General features: G+C 59.2%; 16 protein-coding genes. 7 read left to right on the forward strand and 9 right to left on the reverse strand.

Annotated features, from left to right (window positions below):
* Positions 1-48: 48 nt before the first annotated feature.
* The gene (locus BV106_RS22005) at positions 49-1,251 is read right to left on the reverse strand and encodes a PQQ-binding-like beta-propeller repeat protein (protein ID WP_051946173.1); all 1,203 of its coding nucleotides are present in this window, start codon (positions 1,249-1,251) and stop codon (positions 49-51) included.
* A gap of 128 nt (positions 1,252-1,379) precedes the next feature.
* Here BV106_RS22005 and BV106_RS22010 point away from each other — a divergent pair, with 128 nt between their 5' ends.
* Positions 1,380-2,123 (forward strand): hypothetical protein, encoded by a 744-nt coding sequence (locus tag BV106_RS22010; protein WP_038168288.1) that lies wholly within the window; start codon positions 1,380-1,382, stop codon positions 2,121-2,123.
* Between the two features lie 9 nt (positions 2,124-2,132).
* On the opposite strand, the gene BV106_RS22015 is transcribed toward BV106_RS22010, so the two are convergent.
* The 3 genes from BV106_RS22015 to BV106_RS22025 form a co-directional block, all read right to left on the reverse strand.
* Positions 2,133-3,452 carry a Gfo/Idh/MocA family oxidoreductase gene (locus tag BV106_RS22015; protein WP_051946174.1) on the reverse strand — a complete coding sequence of 440 codons (1,320 nt, stop codon included), beginning with the start codon at positions 3,450-3,452 and terminating at the stop codon, positions 2,133-2,135.
* Between the two features lie 121 nt (positions 3,453-3,573).
* The gene (locus tag BV106_RS22020; RefSeq protein WP_265595942.1) at positions 3,574-4,425 is read right to left on the reverse strand and encodes a hypothetical protein; all 852 of its coding nucleotides are present in this window, start codon (positions 4,423-4,425) and stop codon (positions 3,574-3,576) included.
* Positions 4,426-4,482: 57 nt separating this feature from the next.
* Complete coding sequence (locus BV106_RS22025) at positions 4,483-4,836, reverse strand: hypothetical protein (RefSeq protein ID WP_038168292.1); 354 nt, start codon at positions 4,834-4,836, stop codon at positions 4,483-4,485.
* A gap of 114 nt (positions 4,837-4,950) precedes the next feature.
* Between BV106_RS22025 and BV106_RS22030 the strand changes: the two genes are divergently transcribed.
* From BV106_RS22030 to BV106_RS22040, 3 genes are all read left to right on the forward strand, one after another.
* Positions 4,951-5,295, forward strand: a complete 345-nt coding sequence (locus BV106_RS22030; RefSeq protein ID WP_038168294.1) for a DMT family protein — start codon at positions 4,951-4,953, stop codon at positions 5,293-5,295.
* 365 nt (positions 5,296-5,660) lie between these two features.
* Positions 5,661-6,386, forward strand: coding sequence for a methyltransferase domain-containing protein (locus BV106_RS22035; RefSeq protein ID WP_063767981.1), 726 nt, complete (start codon positions 5,661-5,663; stop codon positions 6,384-6,386).
* A gap of 32 nt (positions 6,387-6,418) precedes the next feature.
* On the forward strand, positions 6,419-8,638 hold the full coding sequence (locus BV106_RS22040; protein ID WP_265595943.1) for a glycosyltransferase: 2,220 nt from the start codon (positions 6,419-6,421) through the stop codon (positions 8,636-8,638).
* 6 nt (positions 8,639-8,644) lie between these two features.
* Here BV106_RS22040 and BV106_RS22045 read toward each other — a convergent pair whose 3' ends face one another.
* Genes BV106_RS22045 through BV106_RS22060 form a run of 4 tightly spaced genes read right to left on the reverse strand, consistent with a single transcriptional unit; the run spans position 8,645 to position 12,936 of the window.
* A complete protein-coding gene (locus tag BV106_RS22045) occupies positions 8,645-9,487 on the reverse strand; it encodes an alpha/beta hydrolase (RefSeq protein ID WP_051946177.1) in 843 nt (280 codons plus the stop codon).
* A gap of 4 nt (positions 9,488-9,491) precedes the next feature.
* Complete coding sequence (locus BV106_RS22050; RefSeq protein ID WP_063767982.1) at positions 9,492-10,832, reverse strand: hypothetical protein; 1,341 nt, start codon at positions 10,830-10,832, stop codon at positions 9,492-9,494.
* 13 nt (positions 10,833-10,845) lie between these two features.
* Positions 10,846-11,418, reverse strand: a complete 573-nt coding sequence (locus tag BV106_RS22055) for a hypothetical protein (protein WP_038168296.1) — start codon at positions 11,416-11,418, stop codon at positions 10,846-10,848.
* A 60-nt stretch (positions 11,419-11,478) separates the two neighbouring features.
* Positions 11,479-12,936 (reverse strand): flotillin family protein, encoded by a 1,458-nt coding sequence (locus tag BV106_RS22060; protein WP_038168299.1) that lies wholly within the window; start codon positions 12,934-12,936, stop codon positions 11,479-11,481.
* Positions 12,937-13,074: 138 nt separating this feature from the next.
* Here BV106_RS22060 and BV106_RS22065 point away from each other — a divergent pair, with 138 nt between their 5' ends.
* From BV106_RS22065 to BV106_RS22075, 3 genes are read left to right on the forward strand one after another with little or no spacing between them, the layout of a single operon-like run.
* The gene (locus BV106_RS22065; protein ID WP_038168379.1) at positions 13,075-14,091 is read left to right on the forward strand and encodes a sugar-binding protein; all 1,017 of its coding nucleotides are present in this window, start codon (positions 13,075-13,077) and stop codon (positions 14,089-14,091) included.
* A gap of 11 nt (positions 14,092-14,102) precedes the next feature.
* Positions 14,103-15,608, forward strand: coding sequence for a sugar ABC transporter ATP-binding protein (locus tag BV106_RS22070; protein WP_038168301.1), 1,506 nt, complete (start codon positions 14,103-14,105; stop codon positions 15,606-15,608).
* A 21-nt stretch (positions 15,609-15,629) separates the two neighbouring features.
* Complete coding sequence (locus BV106_RS22075; protein WP_038168304.1) at positions 15,630-16,616, forward strand: ABC transporter permease; 987 nt, start codon at positions 15,630-15,632, stop codon at positions 16,614-16,616.
* 54 nt (positions 16,617-16,670) lie between these two features.
* On the opposite strand, the gene BV106_RS22080 is transcribed toward BV106_RS22075, so the two are convergent.
* Complete coding sequence (locus BV106_RS22080; protein WP_038168306.1) at positions 16,671-16,958, reverse strand: hypothetical protein; 288 nt, start codon at positions 16,956-16,958, stop codon at positions 16,671-16,673.
* Positions 16,959-17,077 lie beyond the last annotated feature (119 nt).

Below are 17,077 nucleotides of genomic sequence, written 5' to 3' on the forward strand. Positions count from 1 at the left end.
AAGGGTAACGAAAGAAATCAACGGCCGGGGCAGGCGGGCGAGGGGAGCTTACTTGGGGGTGGCTTTGCCGTTCTTGAAGCAGTAGACGTTCCCGTCATCCGCTCCAATTAAGACATAGTCACCCGCCACGGCCGGAGCCGTTTTGACAGGAGCACCGACCTCATACCGCCAGACTTCTTCGCCTTTGGACAGGTCGAGAGCGTAAAAATAGCCGTCATTGCTACCGGCGATGACATGGACGCCAGCGCAAATGACTGGGGAGCTGTCCACGTCGCCCCGGGTACGGAATTGCCACTTTGCCTCACCTTTGGCACGGTCGAGACCATAGATACGCTTGTCGCGTCCACCCGCCACCACCCAGGCATCATTCACGGCGGGGGCAGCATAGTAGGGGAACTCGCGCTCGCCAAACTCCCAGAGCTTGGCTCCATCCCCAAAGGAGAAGGCAGAGACCCGATTTCCGTAGTGGGCGACGTAGGCCATTCCTTTGTCTGCGGCGACGTTGTTGCCGATGTAGGCACCCACCTCGATCTTTTTCACTTCCTTGCCGGTCGCGATGTCCAGGACGTACAGCACCCCGTCACATCCACCGAAAACCACCTGATTCTCGAAGATGGCCACGGCACCGTTCACGTAGTTCGTGGTTTCGTAGTCCCATTGCTTTTGGCCGGTGGCGGCATCCAGGCAGTACAGGCGGTTGTCATAGCTGCCAATCAGGACGCGCAACTTGCCATCTGGCCCCGTCCAGTGGTTGACTCCGGCGTGGACCTCACCGTCGGTTTCAAACTTCCACACCTCTTTGCCCGTCGCGGCTTCAAAGGCATACACAAAGGCATCTCCGCAGCCGACGATCACCAGAGGGCCGGCAAAACCGGCGTTGCCTTCAAAGAAACTTTCCTTTTTGACCTTCCAGACTTCCTTGCCCGTTGCGAGGTCGAGACAGGCGAAGTTGCCGCTCTGGGAACCGACATACATCTTCCCATCACGCACGACCGGGGTGGCGATGACGCCTTCCCTCCGAGCCTTGTTCCCCAGCTCCGCCGTCCAGGCCAATTCCAGGGGGAAATGCAGCGCGGTAGGGGACTGGCCGCGCATGGCGGCATCGCCTCGCCCCAGTTGCCAGTCCTGGTCGGATGCGATAGCAGGTGCTGTGAGAAGCGCCCCCGCGAGGCCTGCCAGCACGATCTTCCGGAGAAATTCGGGGGAATTGGCTCTGGCTGAGGAGGTTTTGAAGAGGGCGAAGTTCAGCATCGGGACAAAAGAATATCAATCTAAGACAACAACGGCGGAAAATGAGGCAACATTTTCTACTTTTCTACGATTCAAGCATTGCCTTTGTGGCATACTAATAGTTGCCTTAAAGGATCGCCCTACGCCCGATGCCGGAACACGATCCAGACCTTGACGACGAACCCGAGCCGGAATCGGAAAAACCGATCCCCCGGGAATTTCATTCTGAGTACGAGGAGCGCCCGTTCCAGAACTGCTCCCGGTGTGGAGAGTTGTTGAGCATCTTCGACAACTACCAGATCAACAAGGCCTACCGGAACGGCGAGTGCGTCTTCGAGTATTGCTTCTGCTCTCCCTGCCGGGACTCGCTGTTGGAGGAGTTTTCCGAAGAGTCCAAGATTAACATGCTACGCCATCAGGAGGAGAATCTTCGGGAGGTTCATGGTACGGGAGAATGCGCCTTTTGCGGGAAGTCCAAGGTGGAGACGCCCATGAAGGACTACATCATCACGGCCTTGTGCCGGGAGACGAGTCTGATCGACAGCCTCATGATCTGCGAAGGTTGCCAGCTCGGCATGCATGAATTGCTGAGTGAAAAGACCCGCGACGTGCGACGCCGATTCTTTGAAGAGCTCCCTGGGGTGCCGCCGGACTGGGAAGTCTGGACGCCCGAGGAAAGCGAGGCGACGAAAGCCGCTGCCGTCTCCAAAAGCGGAGGCAAGCCTGTCATGCCTTCCCCCGTGATGAAAGGGGAAACCGGGGACGGCCTCGTGTTTAAACCTGAAACTGGGCTACCCACGGCCAAAGGGGTGCGTCATCGCGCCGATGATGGCTGTCTGGAGCTGCTCTGGCCCGCCAAGCGGCTCGCGAATCGCAGGCGCCCCGGAGGCTAGGGCGGATCGCTAGCTGAGCGCTGGCAATTTCCAGTCGCCCCGGAACGGGCGCGCTTCCAGGAGCCGTGCGGCCTTGGTGTCGGTGCCAAAGCTCTCGCTCACCGGATCCCATGCCAGTTTTCTCCGGTTGCGAAGGGCGATGGAGGCGAGTTGGCAAAGGGTGTCAGACCGGACGGCGGTCTCGACGCCGCAGATCGGAGTCGACCGGGATTTGATGGCATCGAGGAAATTGCGCGTGTGGTCGGTGCTCACCGGCAGCTTGACCGGCATTACGCCTTCTTTGTTCTGCGGATCAAGCAGCAGCTTTTCGTCTGAGGCCCAAATCTTTCCCCGCTTGACCTGGATCCACCCGGCATCGCCGATGAACTTGATGCCGTGAGTGATCTCCTCGCCTTCGCTGGCAAAGGTGATGGGGGCGGCGTTGGCGTACTCATACCGGACCTTCCAGGTTTGCACCGCATTGCAGGTGCCGCTGGCCGGATAGGTGCCCTGACCTTCGACGCTCACGGGTCCCGTCTCATCCGTGCCGTTGCCCCACTGGGCGATGTCCAGGTGGTGAATGCCCCAGCATGAGATCATTCCCAGGGAGAAGTCGGTGATGTTCTCGTGGTAGCGGCGGTCCAGTTTCTTGCTGCTGAAGTGGGACTCCGGAGCAGGTCCCATCCACTGGTCCCACTGGATGTGCGTTGGGATCTTCTGGACGGGAAAGACTTCCGTCTGGATCCCACCTTCCACACCCACCTGAATCTCCTGCAGTTTGCCGATTCGGCCGTTCCGAACGAGTTCGCAAGCCCAACGGAACTTGAGGTCGCTGCGCTGCTGGGTGCCGAACTGGAAAGTCACCCGGCTGCGACGGACAGCTTCGCGCACGTGACGCGATTCAGCGAAGGACAACGCCATCGGCTTTTCGTGGTAGATGTGCTTTCCCTTCAAGATGGCATCAGTGGAGGGGATGCTGTGCCAGTGGACGGGTAGCGCCATCAGGACGGCGTCCACCGAGATGTCCAGATTGAGCTCCCGGAAGTCCGCGAAGGATCTCACATGGGCACCACCGTACTTCTGAGCCAGGATGCCCCTGGCGGCGGCCAGATTGCGCTCATTCACGTCACAAAGCGCCGTGACCCGCACGTCGTCATGGTTCATGAATGCCTGCATATCCACCTGGCCCTGGCGACCCACGCCGATGACTCCCAGGGAGATCTGATTGGACGGTGAGACCGCTCCTCCCAGCCCGAGAACGCGGGATGGGACGAAAAGTGGGGCGGTAGCGCTGGCGACGACTCCAGTCAACAAAGACCGGCGAGTGAGAAGCGACGGAGCCTTCTTCATGCAAAATTAATACTTCCCGCAAATGCCGATCTTCCAGAAACTCCCTTGCGAACAGCTTTTTCTGGAAACAAAAAAAGCCTCGCCGGGAATCTCCGGCGAGGCTTCTCAGAAAGGGAGTGGGCTACTTTCCAACGGCAGCGTTGGCCAAGTCAGCCTGGAGGCGGGCGATCTCGTTTTTGAGCGCCAGTGATTGCTGGGAGGCCTGATTTGCATTTTGCTCACACTGTGCAGCTTGGGCGTTGAAAGTGTAGCTTGGACGGCCGTTGGATTGGGCGGTGGAAGCTTGGTTCCTCATCTGGCCCGCCTTATCCAACCACTGGCGACGAACTTGCTCAAGCTGGTTGATCTGGTTCTGCTTCTGGTCGATCTCCATCTGGATCTTATTGGCTTTCGCGAGGGTGGACGTTGCAGAAGGAGCAGTGCCCGCGGCGGGGGCAGCAACGACTGGAGTAGGCTCCGCACCGGGCTTCAGCAGGGTGAAGGGCACCTTGCCATAGCGGAACTTTTGTTGAAGGTCGGGGGGCAGGTTTTCTGGGGCGACCTTGGTCACGCCCAATGTGTGCGTCAGCGTCACATCTTCCTCGCCCACTTTTTGGACCTTGGCGCCCTGCAGGCCCTGACCCGTGGCAAGGGTGATGACTCCCAGTTCGGCACCCTCTGTGGCGCTACGCACCTTGGTCACCTGCGCAGCAAAATCGACGATCAGCTTTTCCCTTTCGGCTTTGAGTTCAGCAATCTCACGGGTGAGCTTGGACTTGGTGTCACTGAGGCTTGAGTTGCGTTCCACGACCACGCGGGCCGCGTCATATTGAACGCGCAGAGCGTCGATTTGGGCCTGTTTGTTCACAATCCCGGCTTGATTGGATTCGAGCAAGCTCTTTGCCTGGTTGAACTCCGAACGCCTGGAGTCGATCTCGAAAAAGTAGCTCACGCCGACTGCGAACAGGACGATGAACAAGAATGCGGCAAGCATGCCTACGACGCGATTTTCCATATGAATAGTAGCTGAAATCTGTGTGTTAGGGACCCCTCAATTGGCCTTCTTGTAGCTCTCAAAATCTTCTTTCAAGAATGCCAGAGCCTTCTCCGCGTCAGCCTTCTGGTTGCCAAGAGACTCGATTTCGAGCTGCATCTTTCTTGCGCGATCTTCTGGGGAAGATTTGCCGGAAGGTTTTAGGGCTGGGTCGGCCTTCAAGGCATTAAGGTTTTCCGAAAGAATCCGATACTCTTCGGTGAGATCCTTATATTTTCGCTCCTCTTCGTCGACCTTTTGGCGCAAAATGACGGTCTCACTTGCGAGCCGTTTGTGTTCCGTACAGGCCGAACTGCAGAGGGCCAGAATTCCGGTGAGCACGATTTTTCCTAAAGGCGCAAATTTCCGCATGGTTTGACTGGGATGTTTTCGATGACAAATAGGGGGAATTCTTATGGTTAGTCAAGGGACAAAAACGTCGTTTGTGACTGACTTATACCTTTATTTGCCCCCCATCGATTCGCTATGACCCCTACCGCCTGGAAGACCGTTCTCCTGCTCGCCACTTCGAATATCTTCATGACCTTCGCGTGGTACGCCCACTTGAAGGACATGAAGTCCAAGCCTTGGATCGTTGCTGCCCTGCTCAGTTGGGGGATTGCCCTATTCGAGTATCTGTTGCAAGTTCCCGCCAACCGGATCGGAAGTTCCGAGTTCAGCCTGCCTCAGCTCAAAATTCTCCAGGAGGTGATCACTCTGTCGGTGTTCGTCCCTTTTGCTCTGTTTTACATGAAGCAGCCTTTGAAATGGGATTTCTTATGGGCCGCTCTGTGCATGTGCGGGGCTGTGTACTTCATGTTCAGGAAGTGAGGTGTCACTGTAAGGGGGTGGAATCCAGTTGTGGAGTGCCATTAATATCCGCGATCGAAAATGGAGAATCTATACCGCCGAAAGGGGAGGGGATTCGATTGAGGTGAGTTGCCAAGGGCAGACCGGTTCGCGACTTGCGCCGCTTGCATCGCGAATTGCTCCGTGGCTTCACCTAATTTACTCGAACCCCTCCCATGTTTGGCCGCACTCGCAAAAGACTTCATGAACGTGATGCTCGATGTCTCGAACTCCGCAAACAGCGGGATGAAGCCCGAAGCGACAGAGAAGGACTGAGGGCTCGTAACAAGGAGCTTACGGATACCCTGAAGAAGTTGGGAGGCGCGACTCTGCCGCTCGATCACTCCATGGCAGCCTTGATTGAGGCTCGTCGCCTGCTTGCTGCCAGGTATTTGAAAGGGGAGGGCCTGGAAATCGGGGCCATGCACTGCCCCGTTGTGGTGCCGCCAGATGTGAAAGTCATCTATGCCGACTACAAGTCCAAAGAGGAAAGCATCCGCAGGCACCCCGAGCTCGATCCCACGCAGATGGTGGACGTCGATCTTATCATGAATGGCGAAACGCTGGATCAGATTCCTGACGGGAGCCTGGGGTTCGTCATCGCCAATCACATGCTGGAGCACTGCGAGGATTTTGTGCGGGTTCTTAAGAACTTTTACCGGGTCCTCAAGCCAGAAGGGATCCTCTTCATTGCTCTGCCGGACAAGCGCTACACCTTCGATTACCGCCGGTCTTTAACCCCTTACGAGCATATCGTTGAAGAGCATCGCTCGGGGCCGCTCCCCAACCGCTATAAGCACTACGTTGACTACCACACTCTGGTGTCCGAGTTGGCGTTGGGAAAGCTTGACTCCGAAACCTCGGTGAGAGATCTGCCCCATCTGGACATTCACTTTCACGTTTGGGATCAAGCCGGAATGGTGAGACTCATGAATGATCTTCGTTCAGAGTTCGATCTTTCCTATGAGATTGAGTGCTACATGAAGAATGGGATCGAAGGCATCTTCATTCTGCGAAAGACCGAAGTGGAGGTCTATGATCGTGCCAAGCCTTTGACCGCTCTGCGCAGTTGACTCGGTGTCCAAACCCCTACCGGGAAATCTGATTGAAATCACTGCTACAGGAAGCCGCTGGGGCTGCCCAGCGCATGGATGATACTGCTTGCTCCTTGCTCCACGAGGTGCAGTTCGATCCTATTCGTCAACGAAGAGCCTCTGAAAAGCTCGCGTCGGAGATGGACGGTGGCGGCTACGTGGTCGAGGCATTGTCATCGCGATTGACGATTGGAGGATGGTTTGTGCCGCCTCAGGAAAGTGGGATTTGCGGACTTCGCGCCCGTCGGGGAGGGCAATTGTATGTGGCGCGCCGCAAGCACCGTCGGCATGACGTCTGGCACCGCTATCCCAAGCATCCTTTTTCCCTGGACAGTGGCTTCGCCGTGATCGTGCGGCTTCAGTTGGGCTGGAATGAGTTCCGGCTTGAGTTCAAGGAAGAATCCACCCGTCGCTGGCGGGAGTTCACGGTCTGCCGGATCTGGTTGTCACCTTGGTGGCCGTTGAAAGCGTGGGTGTGCCGGCCTGAGTGCCTCAGTGAATACGAGATGTGGGCACGGCAGGAGCACGATCCTTCCGTGTGCGAATTGCGGACGATGCGGACGACGCAGGCCGAGCAGGCGGACCGCCCTGTGTTGTCTGTCCTCATGCCCACTTACAATACCCCTGTCAAATGGCTGGAGCGAGCCATCGATTCGGTGCTGGGGCAGACTTACTCAAACTGGGAGTTGTGCATCGCGGACGATGGCTCCCAGTCCAGGCACGTGCGCCGGACCTTGCGCAAGTATGCTGCACGGGATTCGCGGATCCGCATCACGTGGCGCTTGAGAAGCGGGCACATCTGCAACGCCTCCAACTCGGCCCTTGAGAGCTGTCGCGGTGTCTTTACCGTGTTGATGGATCATGACGATGAATTGGCCCCCGATGCGCTTCATCACGTGGCGGAGCGCATCGTCCAGCAGCCGGAAGTGATGATGATCTTCTCGGACGAAGACAAGATCGATGAGAGCGGCATCCGTTCCGGTCCTTACTTCAAATCTGGATGGAACTACGACCTGCTGCTTGGGGAGAATTGTGTCAGCCACATGGGAGCTTACCGGACCTCCTTGCTGCGTGAGCTGGGTGGTTTCCGACCGGGGTTCGAGGGAAGTCAGGATTGGGATCTGGCCTTGAGAGTGGTGGCACGGGTCCCGCAGGGGGCGGTGGTCCACATCCCCCGTGTGCTCTATCACTGGCGTATCCTGCCGCAATCCACAGCGTCCAGCATGGAAGCCAAGCCCTATGCCCGGGACGCAGGCAGGAGGGCGGTTGCGGAGCATCTTGAACTTCATCACCCGGGCGTTCGCATGGAGGAACTGCCAGGCCCTCCCGATGGCTGGCGTTTGCACTGGCCTCTTCCCGAGACTCCGCCACTGGTGAGCATCATTGTCTCAAACCTCGCACCCTTCGAGGAGCTCCATGATGCCGTGGACATGATCGAACGAAACACAAGCTATGCCAACTACGAAATCCTCGTGGCGGACAGCGGTGGGGATCGATCATCTGGTGAGCTGGAACTGCGTGCGTGGCTCTTGTCGCGGTCCAAGGTGCGGATCGTCGAAGCACCGGGAGTCAACTGCTGGTCCAAGCTGAACAATCTCGCGGCCCGTGAGTCCCGGGGGAGTGTCTTGGTTTTCCTCCATCCCGGGCTGCGCCCGTCTTCGCCAGATTGGCTTAGAGAGCTCTGCAGCCAGGCGTGCCGCGCCGGTGTGGGGGCGGTGGGAGGGCAGCTGCGCGACCTTCTAGGCACCATTCAGCACGGAGGAATCGTGTTGGGAATGAACGGGTCCACGGGGTACCTGTTCCGCAACTGGCTGCCAGATGCGAATACCATTGGCGGCCGTCCTGACCTGGTTCGCGAGGTCACTGCGGTGACGGGAGACTGTCTGACCGTGATGAAATATCGGTTCGAGGAAGCGGGTGGGTTTGACGAGGTTGCGCTTCCTGATATGCATGCCGATCTGGATCTCTGCTTGCGGTTGCGCGCTGCGGGATTGCGTCAGTTGTGCACCCCCTTTGCCCCCCTCGTGTTCCAGTCAACTCAAACCGCGTGCGACCGCAGGGTCCGGGCGCGGCGGGCGGCTGAGGCGAAGCAGTTTGCGGCGATCGTGCAACGGTGGCGGCTTGAGAGGGCGGTGGATCCCTACTTCAATCCCAATCTCTCCCTGGAGGCGGAGGTGCCAATGCTGGGAAGGCGGCCAGCGATTGGGGTGGAACCTTCAGGGGTCTCTTGAGTTCCATTAGGCGGTGGTCCAGAATTCCCGCAGCCAGCGGTTGATCTGTTCCGCACTCTGGATTGTTGCCCCGTGCGCTGCGTCAGGCAGGGTGTGATGAGTGGCTCCGGGGATGTTGCGGCTGATCGTCTCGCCAGGCGTTGTGCCTGCGATGAGATCGTGCGCGGCCGTCACGACCATCGTGGGAATGCCTCCAAGTTCCGGAAGGCGCTGCGTGAGATTGCAGCCGCCCATCGCGCGCAGTTGTTTCATCTCCACGGGAGGGTGATCGGCGAGGTCGTGACCAAAGAGCGGTGCCAGACTGACGGCGAGGGCGTTCAAGTCCGTGATGCCCCGGAGGTGTTCAGGAGGCATGACCATCTGCAAAAACGCCCGCCGCCGCATCTCCCGGCTGCCCACATAGGAGCGCAGCCCGAGCCAAAGTTTCGGCCACGTCATACCAGCCGCGACACGCCCGTCCGCAAAAGTGCAGAGCAGGCCCAGGCTGGCCACTCGCGTGCGCTCGGTCAGGGCAAGTTGCAGGGCCACCAACCCTCCCAACGAGTGGCCCACCACGTGGGCGCGCTCCCACCCGACGTGATCCAGGATGGTCTTGGCATCCATCGCCATCTGGGGGACGCTGATCTCCGCCTGCCCGATGGGTTGGCTCTTGCCCATGCCGCGATTGTCAAAGGTGAGGCATTGATGATCCTCCGATAGGGCCTCCACCTGAGGTAGCCAACCGTCGCCGTGCAAGCCTGTGCCTTGGATGAAGAGCACCTTCGGACCCTTCTGCCCGGAGATCTTGAAGTGAAGGGGGCAACCCAATCGTTTGACGACGGATTCAGGGGGGCGGTTCGGTAGTGTCATTCGGTCAGTCAAAAGGGTGCAGTTCGGCCTGGTAGTGCACCGCAACGGCGATGAAGAACAGGCTTGTGTACAAGCCGCTCCATTCGTAGGCGTTGAGGAGGTCCTCCACGCGAGAGCGGGTTTCCGCGAGGACGTCATCATCTGCACTCAGGGTGATCATCCAGGCGGCAAAGAGCGGCTCTCGCATGCAATCGTCTTCCCAGGGGCTGCGGGGATTGTGCTCGGCCCACTTGGGCAACTGGGTGCGGGCGAGCTGGATGGCGGCGTCACAATCCGGTTGTGCCTTCCAGTGCTGGTTCAGGAAACGCCAGTCAACGTCAAACCTACTGTTGTCGTCTCGGCGGTACTTGTATCGTCTGGCCAGATGTGGCACCGCAGCGCGGGCGGTGGCCGAAAGACCTTGCTGGTAGGTCCTTTTCCACACGGGGTCGTCCTCCATTTTCCAGAGGGTACGAAGGGCTGCCTGAGACATGCTGGACGTCCAGAGGAACGACTCCCGCACTTCCGGTGGATCGAGAGTGAGGCCGGCGGCGCACCACTCCAGCCTGGAGCGCGGCACTTGCCCGACCTTTTCCTGTGCCAGTTCATGGTATCGACTCAGCCACCGTTCCTGGCCCGTCAGGGCATGCATGATGCGATGAATGAAGAGCAGGCGGGCGGCATCGGTGGCCTTGGGGCGGAGGAAATCGCCGCGAAATCCAAACGCTGGCGGATCACACGGGATGCGCCACTGATACTCCTCCACCGCGAGGACATGCTTTTCGATGAGGGACTGAACCTCCCGTTTCTCGGTCTCGGTGGGGAGGTCTGACTTCACGAAGTGCCAGAGCCCGTAGAGCCATGGGAAGAACTGGTCTTCAGAACTTGCCGGGTAGTGGCTGCGGCCATCCGAAGCCAGCCCACGTGCGATGAAACCTGGAGTCGTGCTGACCTTGGCCAATTTGACCAAACCACCGGCAATACGCCGGGCCGCCATGGCAGACTCGGGAGTCTTGAGCACCTGCCAGCGCTGGCAGAGGGCGGCCAGGTAGAGGCCGCCGAAGAAGGGGCCGTCCTCAATGGGCGTGGACCAGCTCATGCCATTGGGTCGCGCGGCTTGGCAGTCTTCTGGAGTGGGAAGGACGACTTCACCATTCAGCCCGGCATAGTGAAGGATCGTCCCATGATCCGCCGTGACAAATCGTCGCCAGATCTCTGCGTGCGCCGTCTCTGCGGGTGCTCGGGTGTGGCTGGCACGCACGGGTGCGAGAGCTGGTGCCAGCCCTGAATGGAGTGCTGCCAAAGTCCCCACGCCGGCTCGCAGAAAGTCCCGACGGGATGAGGCCGCGCGGCCAGGGAAGCTCATGGTGGGCATGGGGTCAGACTTGCTCTACCAGGAGGGTGTTTCCTGAGACCACCTGCACCACCTTTACCTGGCGCTGCGGGGAGATGTCGGCAGGAGCATCTGTGCATGCCTCCAGAGTCTGCAGGCGGCCCTGTACCAGGATCTGAATCTTGCCAATCCCGCCTCTGCCCGCCGGAATGCGCTGATAGACGGTGCCAGACTGCCCGATGGCGTTTTCCAGGTTCAATGTGCCTTCACTTCGGAGGGAGTGCATGGCTCTCATGAGCAGACCCAGTAGCAATCCGATGGCTACGCCCAAGGCGCTCCCCAGCAGGGTGGCGGCGAAGACGCCAAATCCATACCGCAGAGCGATGATGCCGCCCCAACCCAAGCCAAGCATGTAACCGAAGAGGCCACGAATGGAGAGCAGACCCCAGGAGTGCCCGGCGTGCCCGTCCATGTCGCTGATATCGTAGTCATGATCCACCTCACCACCCACCAGGGACATCAACGATTGCAGCAGGATCAACACGATGGCGACGCTGCCGATGGCCGTGAATATCTTCTCTGCGACACCGAGCGTGCTCCAGTCAAAAAGGAAGTTCATGTTCGGTCAGGAGGGGAAGGGGAGTTCGAGATAGCAACAAGAGACGGGCCGAGTGCCCTGCTAGGTGGACGGGTTGGCGGGCTTGCTGCCGGCAAGGTCGCCCGTCTTGCCCAGAATGCTGGGAAGCTCGATGCCGGCGTTCTTTGCCAGTTCATGGATTGGTGGCAAGCTTCCAGCCAGGCCGCTGAGAAAGCTGGCGGTGCTGTTTTTGCCGTCGGCTCCGACTCCACTGTCCCACACGGTGATCTTGTCCACCTTGATGTTGCTGATGGCCTTGACCTGCTCCTCAACCAAGCGGGGGAGCTGCTCGGTGATGAGGAGGTTGATGGCGAGGTCAGGCCGGGAGGCTGTGACTTCCACCAGGGCCCGGAAACCTTCCGCCTTGCTCTTGAGCACCTTCTCCGTGCCTTCTGCTTCGGCGAGGAGGCGGGCGCGCTGACCGTCCGCCTCGGCGAGGAAACGAGCCTTCTGACCGTCTGCCTCGGCCTGTTGCACGTAGCGGATGGCGTCGCCTTTGCCTTTCGCTTCAATCTGGATGCGGGCAGCATCTGCGGCCGCGATGGTTTCCATGCGCAGTTTCTCAACTTCGGCAGGCACCACCACGCTGGCGTATTGGGAGGCTTTGTCCTTCTCCGCGCGGGCGACTTCTGCCTCACGCTGGGCGAGGTAGGCTTCCTGTTGCACACGAGCATTGGCGACATTCTGGGCCGCCTCCGCCTGGCGGTTGGCCTCCGCCTCCTGCACAAGCCGGTTGGCATTGGAGTTCGCGATGTCCACCGCGGCAAGGTTTTCACCGGTGGTGGCCTCTGCTTGGGCCTGGGCCACGACGATTTTCTGCTCCTTCTGCGCCTGGGCACGGCCAATCTCTCCGTCACGTTCGGCCTGGGAGACCTTGATCTTCGCGTCGTTGATGGCACGTGCGGCGGCTTCCTGACCCAGAGCCTCGATGTAGCCGCTCTCGTCTGTGATGTCCTGAATGTTCACGTTGATGAGCTGTAGGCCCACTTTCTCCAGTTCCACCTCGACCCCACGGCTGATGTTTTCGATGAGTTTGTCCCGGTCAGCATTGATCTCCTCAATGGACATGGTGGCCAGGACGACGCGCATCTGGCCGAAGATGATGTCTTTGGCGAGTTCGCGGATGGACTCGTTGGAAAGGCCCAGCATACGCTCGGCAGCGTTTTCCATCGTACCGGGCTTGGTGGAGACGCCGACGGTGAAGGTGGAGGGCGTATTGACGCGGATGTTCTGCTTGGAAAGCGCCCCGGTCAGCTTGATGTCGATCGGAATGGGGATGAGATCGAGGAACTGGTAGTCCTGGATCATGGGCCAGATGAAGGTGGCGCCACCGTGAATGCAGCGTGCGCTCAGCCCCTTGCCGACCTTGCCATACACCACCAGGATCTTGTCCGAGGGGCAACGCTTGAAGCGTGTCGTCAGGATCCACAAGGTGGACAGCACCAGGAAGGCAACGCCGCCAACAAGGAACAACAGGGGGAGATCGGCTGTGGATGGCATGGAAAAGATGTTGGCATGGTGGCACCGTGGAGACAACAAAGAAGGTGCGTTTCTGCATGCAAACATTTGCCTTGCCGGGTCCGTTTGGGATTTCGTACCATGTGTGGTTCCCGCCAGTTTTCTCACCCATTTGACCTCATGAAACGACGCCACTTCCTGCTTCCCCTGGCTCTTCCTGTCCTGGCAGCTTCTTTCCTCGTGCAATGCGGTCCTTCCTCGGACGGTGGAAGTGGCAAAAAGCCCCGCGTGGCCTACATTGGGAACGCGATTGCCCCTTTTTGGACCATTGCGGAAAAGGGGGCTCGCAAAGCGGGCGCAGAGTATGGGGTGGAGGTGGAAGTGCGCATGCCACAAGACGGAGCGACCGACCAGAAGCGCATGGTTGAGGAGCTCCTCACCCGGGGCGTGAGTGGTATCGCCTTCAGCCCGGCCGATCCCAAGAATCAACTGGACCTCATGAAGACGATGGCCAAGCAGACTCACCTGATCACTCAAGACAGTGATGCCCCCGAGTCTCCCCGCCTTTGTTTCGTCGGGATGGACAACTATCAAGCGGGCCGCCTTTGCGGGAAGCTGATCAAGGAGGCCATGCCCGATGGAGGCAGCGTGATGTTCTTTGTTGGTCGGGCCGGCCAGCTCAATGCCAAGGAGCGCCGTCAGGGCTGTGTGGATGAGCTTCTAGGCCGCCCAGAGGGTGAACGGCACGATGATCCGCCAGATGCCGAAGTGAAGGGCGAAAAGTACACCGTGCTCGGTACCCGGACGGACGAGGTGGATTTTGCCAAGGCCAAATCCAATGTGCAGGACACCATTACCCGGCATCCCGAGATTGGGTGCCTGGTGGGGCTCTTCTCCTACAACACTCCCAAGATCTATGAGGCGGTGAAGGAGGCCGGGAAATTTGGCAAGGTGAAGATCGTGGGCTTTGACGAGGAAGACGATACCTTGCGCGGCATCCAGGAGGGCAATATCTACGCGACGGTCGTGCAGAACCCTTATCAGTACGGGCACGAGAGCGTCCGCATCCTGGCGGCCCTGGCCAAGGGGGACAAGAGCGTCATCCCTGCCAGCAAGTTTGTTGAGGTGCCGGCCAAGGCGGTCAAAAAGGGTGATGTGGACGCTTTCTGGGCGGAGCTGAAAAAGCTGGTGCAGTAGCAAGCAGCATCATGAGTGATTTGCTCTCAGCGCAGAACCTTTTCAAACAGTTCCCCGGGGTGCGGGCTCTGGATAATGTGAGCCTGACGGTGGCGCACCAGGAACTCGTGGCCGTGATCGGCGAAAACGGGGCGGGGAAGAGCACGCTCATGAAGATCCTGGCTGGGCTGCAGTCTCCTGATCGGGGGCAGATCCATTTTGAGGGGCAAGCAGTCGTTCTCTCTGGAGTGCAGGCAGCCCAGTCACTGGGCATTGCTCTGATTCACCAGGAACTGGTGTTGGCCGACAATCTGGACGCGGCTGGTAACATCTTCCTGGGCAGGGAACCGCGCCGGGGCATTTTCATCCAGCGAGAGGTCATGCGGGAGAAGGCCCAGAGGCTGTTGGATCAGCTCGGCGCAGGATTCGCCGCCACCACGCCGGTCTCAGAGTTGTCCCTTGGTCAGCGTCAGATGGTGGAGATCGCCAAAGCGCTCTCGCTGGATGCCAAGCTGCTCATCATGGATGAGCCCACCTCCAGCCTGTCTATGAGAGAGACGGAGAACCTGTTTCGAGTCATCGCCGGATTGAGGAAGGCCGGGCTGAGCATCCTCTATATCTCGCATCGGCTCGGAGAAGTGAAACACCTGGCAGATCGTGTGGTGGCCCTCCGGGATGGGAGGAATGCGGGCGGGCTCTCGCGTGAGGAAATAACCCACGATGCCATGGTCCGTCTCATGGTGGGGAGGGATCTTTCCGGCGCCCGACCTGTGGAGGCAAGGCCTCCTGGCGAGGTGGTGCTGGAGGTCAAGTCTCTGCGTACTCAGGCCTTTCCGGCCCATGAGGTGAGCTTTCAGATCTGCCGGGGGGAGATGGTTGGCCTGGCTGGTCTGGTCGGAGCCGGTCGCACGGAGGTGTTGCGCGCCTTGTTTGGCGTGGAGCCTCCGCTGGCCGGGGAGGTGCAAGTGGCTGGCAAGGCGCTGCTCGCTCGTCATCCGGAGGAAGCGTTGGCGGCCGGTCTGGCGCTGGTGCCAGAGGACCGCAAAGCGCTAGGCGTCTTCCTGGAGGAGTCCGTGCAGTGGAATGTGGCTCTGACCACCCTCAAGCGTGATGCCAAAGGGGGAGTGCTCGTGAATGAGAAGGCGGGAGCCGCGCTGACTGAGGAACTGGGGAGACAGTTGCGAATCAAAGCCGCCTCTCCTGACACCCTGGTCGGCACCTTGTCCGGTGGAAATCAGCAGAAGGTGGTCTTGGGCAAGTGGCTGGCGCTTGCCCCCAAGGTGTTGCTTCTGGACGAACCCACCCGCGGGATCGATGTGGGAGCCAAGGCGGAAATCTACCAGTTGATGGAGAAGCTGGCCGCTGAGGGCATGGCCGTGCTTTTCGCCAGCAGTGAGCTGGAGGAAGTGCTGGCCATTTCGGACCGCGTGCTTGTGATGCACGAGGGACGGTTGAGCGGGGAACTTTCGCGGGCGGAGGCCACGGAGGAGCGCATCATGGAACTGGCGACGGGGCTCTCCCGTTCCGACCTGGGCTGACAATGAGATCTATTCAATGCTATGAAGAAAAACTTGGGAATCAGTCTGCTCTTGCTACTCGTGTGCGTGGCCACCGCATTGGGCAATCCCAATTTCCTGATACCCTACAATGCCGAGAACCTCCTCAACTGGGTGTCGCTCTACGCGATCATCGGGGTGGGGGTCTCTTTTGTAATCATTACCGGGGGCATTGATCTCAGCATCGGTAGCGTTGTTGGTCTCGTGGGTACCATGCTGGCGTGGTTGTTGACGAAGAAGGGATGGTCTGTGCCTGCGGCGCTCCTGGTCACGGTGATCCTGTCTGCCGTCATCGGGCTCGTGCACGGTCTGCTCATCACCAAGGTCAGGCTGCAACCGTTTGTGGTGACCTTGTGCGGCCTCCTCATTTATCGAGGGGTGGCACGTTGGCTTGTGCACGATGGAACGCTTGGTTTTGGAACGGCCTATGATGGCCTGCGCTGGTTTTCCAACGGGCGCATCGATCTGCCGTTCCTTGGGGACTACCGCCTTCCCGTGCCCTTGGTGATTCTGACAGTCCTGGCGGGTTTGGCCGCCGTGTTCTTGAACAAGACAGTCTGGGGCAGGCATTTGTTTGCGCTGGGGCGGAGTGAGGAGGCAGCGCGGTACAGCGGCATCCGCACGGACCGGTTGGTCATCGTATCCTACGTTCTGTGTTCCACCTTTGCCGGCATCGGCGGCATCCTTTTCGCGCTGGATGTCAACACCGTGCAGCCAGCATCACAGGGGAACTTTTATGAGCTCTATGCCATCGCTGCCGCTGTGCTGGGAGGCTGCAGCTTGCGGGGTGGGGAAGGTGGGATTTTGGGCGTTATCATTGGCACTGCCCTGATCCGGATCCTGATCAACTCCATCAACATTCTTGGCATCGCCACACAGCTGGAGTTTGTCATTCTCGGGGTCGTGATTCTCCTGAGCGCTATCACTGATGAGGTCATTCGTCGCAACCGGGGGCGCAGACAGCTCAAAACAGCAACGCCGACAGGCTGATCGGGTACTCCCGGTATCAGGCCTGTCGGCGTCCGTCGGTGGGAAAATGGTTCTCTACTTCTGCTCGCGGGTGGCCTCGGCCTCGCGTTTGAGAGCTTCAGCCTTGGCTTCTGCCTCCTTGCGGGTTGCTTCGGCGTTCAAATCGTTGATCTTTTTGGCGTCTTCGATCGCATCTGCGTGCTGTTCGCCCTCTTTCTTGGTGGCTTTGGCCTGTTCCTCCAGAGCATCAGCCTTGTTTTCGAGACTGCGTTCGCGAGCCTGTTCCTGTTTGGAGTCACAAGACACCAGCATCGTGGACACGGCGGCGAGGGAGACAGCAAGGAGAGTGGGAATGGTCTTCATGCCTGAGGATCGGGGGCTGCCATGGCCCTGGTGGCAAAAAGGTGTCGGGAATGCGCATATTTTATGATTTCCCAGAGGTGGACCATGGAACGTGACGGAATTTCCTGCAAAAACGGGAT

Origin of the sequence: Verrucomicrobium sp. BvORR106 (assembly GCF_000739655.1) — a bacterium.
Taxonomy (GTDB): domain Bacteria; phylum Verrucomicrobiota; class Verrucomicrobiia; order Verrucomicrobiales; family Verrucomicrobiaceae; genus Verrucomicrobium.

Coding starts and splice junctions, on each gene's coding strand:
- BV106_RS22005 (WP_051946173.1), bottom strand. CDS start 1,251: ATGCTGAACTTCGCCCTCTTCAAAACCTCCTCAGCCAGAGCCAATTCC.
- BV106_RS22010 (WP_038168288.1), top strand. CDS start 1,380: ATGCCGGAACACGATCCAGACCTTGACGACGAACCCGAGCCGGAATCG.
- BV106_RS22015 (WP_051946174.1), bottom strand. CDS start 3,452: ATGAAGAAGGCTCCGTCGCTTCTCACTCGCCGGTCTTTGTTGACTGGA.
- BV106_RS22020 (WP_265595942.1), bottom strand. CDS start 4,425: ATGCTTGCCGCATTCTTGTTCATCGTCCTGTTCGCAGTCGGCGTGAGC.
- BV106_RS22025 (WP_038168292.1), bottom strand. CDS start 4,836: ATGCGGAAATTTGCGCCTTTAGGAAAAATCGTGCTCACCGGAATTCTG.
- BV106_RS22030 (WP_038168294.1), top strand. CDS start 4,951: ATGACCCCTACCGCCTGGAAGACCGTTCTCCTGCTCGCCACTTCGAAT.
- BV106_RS22035 (WP_063767981.1), top strand. CDS start 5,661: ATGGCAGCCTTGATTGAGGCTCGTCGCCTGCTTGCTGCCAGGTATTTG.
- BV106_RS22045 (WP_051946177.1), bottom strand. CDS start 9,487: ATGACACTACCGAACCGCCCCCCTGAATCCGTCGTCAAACGATTGGGT.
- BV106_RS22050 (WP_063767982.1), bottom strand. CDS start 10,832: ATGAGCTTCCCTGGCCGCGCGGCCTCATCCCGTCGGGACTTTCTGCGA.
- BV106_RS22055 (WP_038168296.1), bottom strand. CDS start 11,418: ATGAACTTCCTTTTTGACTGGAGCACGCTCGGTGTCGCAGAGAAGATA.
- BV106_RS22060 (WP_038168299.1), bottom strand. CDS start 12,936: ATGCCATCCACAGCCGATCTCCCCCTGTTGTTCCTTGTTGGCGGCGTT.
- BV106_RS22065 (WP_038168379.1), top strand. CDS start 13,075: ATGAAACGACGCCACTTCCTGCTTCCCCTGGCTCTTCCTGTCCTGGCA.
- BV106_RS22070 (WP_038168301.1), top strand. CDS start 14,103: ATGAGTGATTTGCTCTCAGCGCAGAACCTTTTCAAACAGTTCCCCGGG.
- BV106_RS22075 (WP_038168304.1), top strand. CDS start 15,630: ATGAAGAAAAACTTGGGAATCAGTCTGCTCTTGCTACTCGTGTGCGTG.
- BV106_RS22080 (WP_038168306.1), bottom strand. CDS start 16,958: ATGAAGACCATTCCCACTCTCCTTGCTGTCTCCCTCGCCGCCGTGTCC.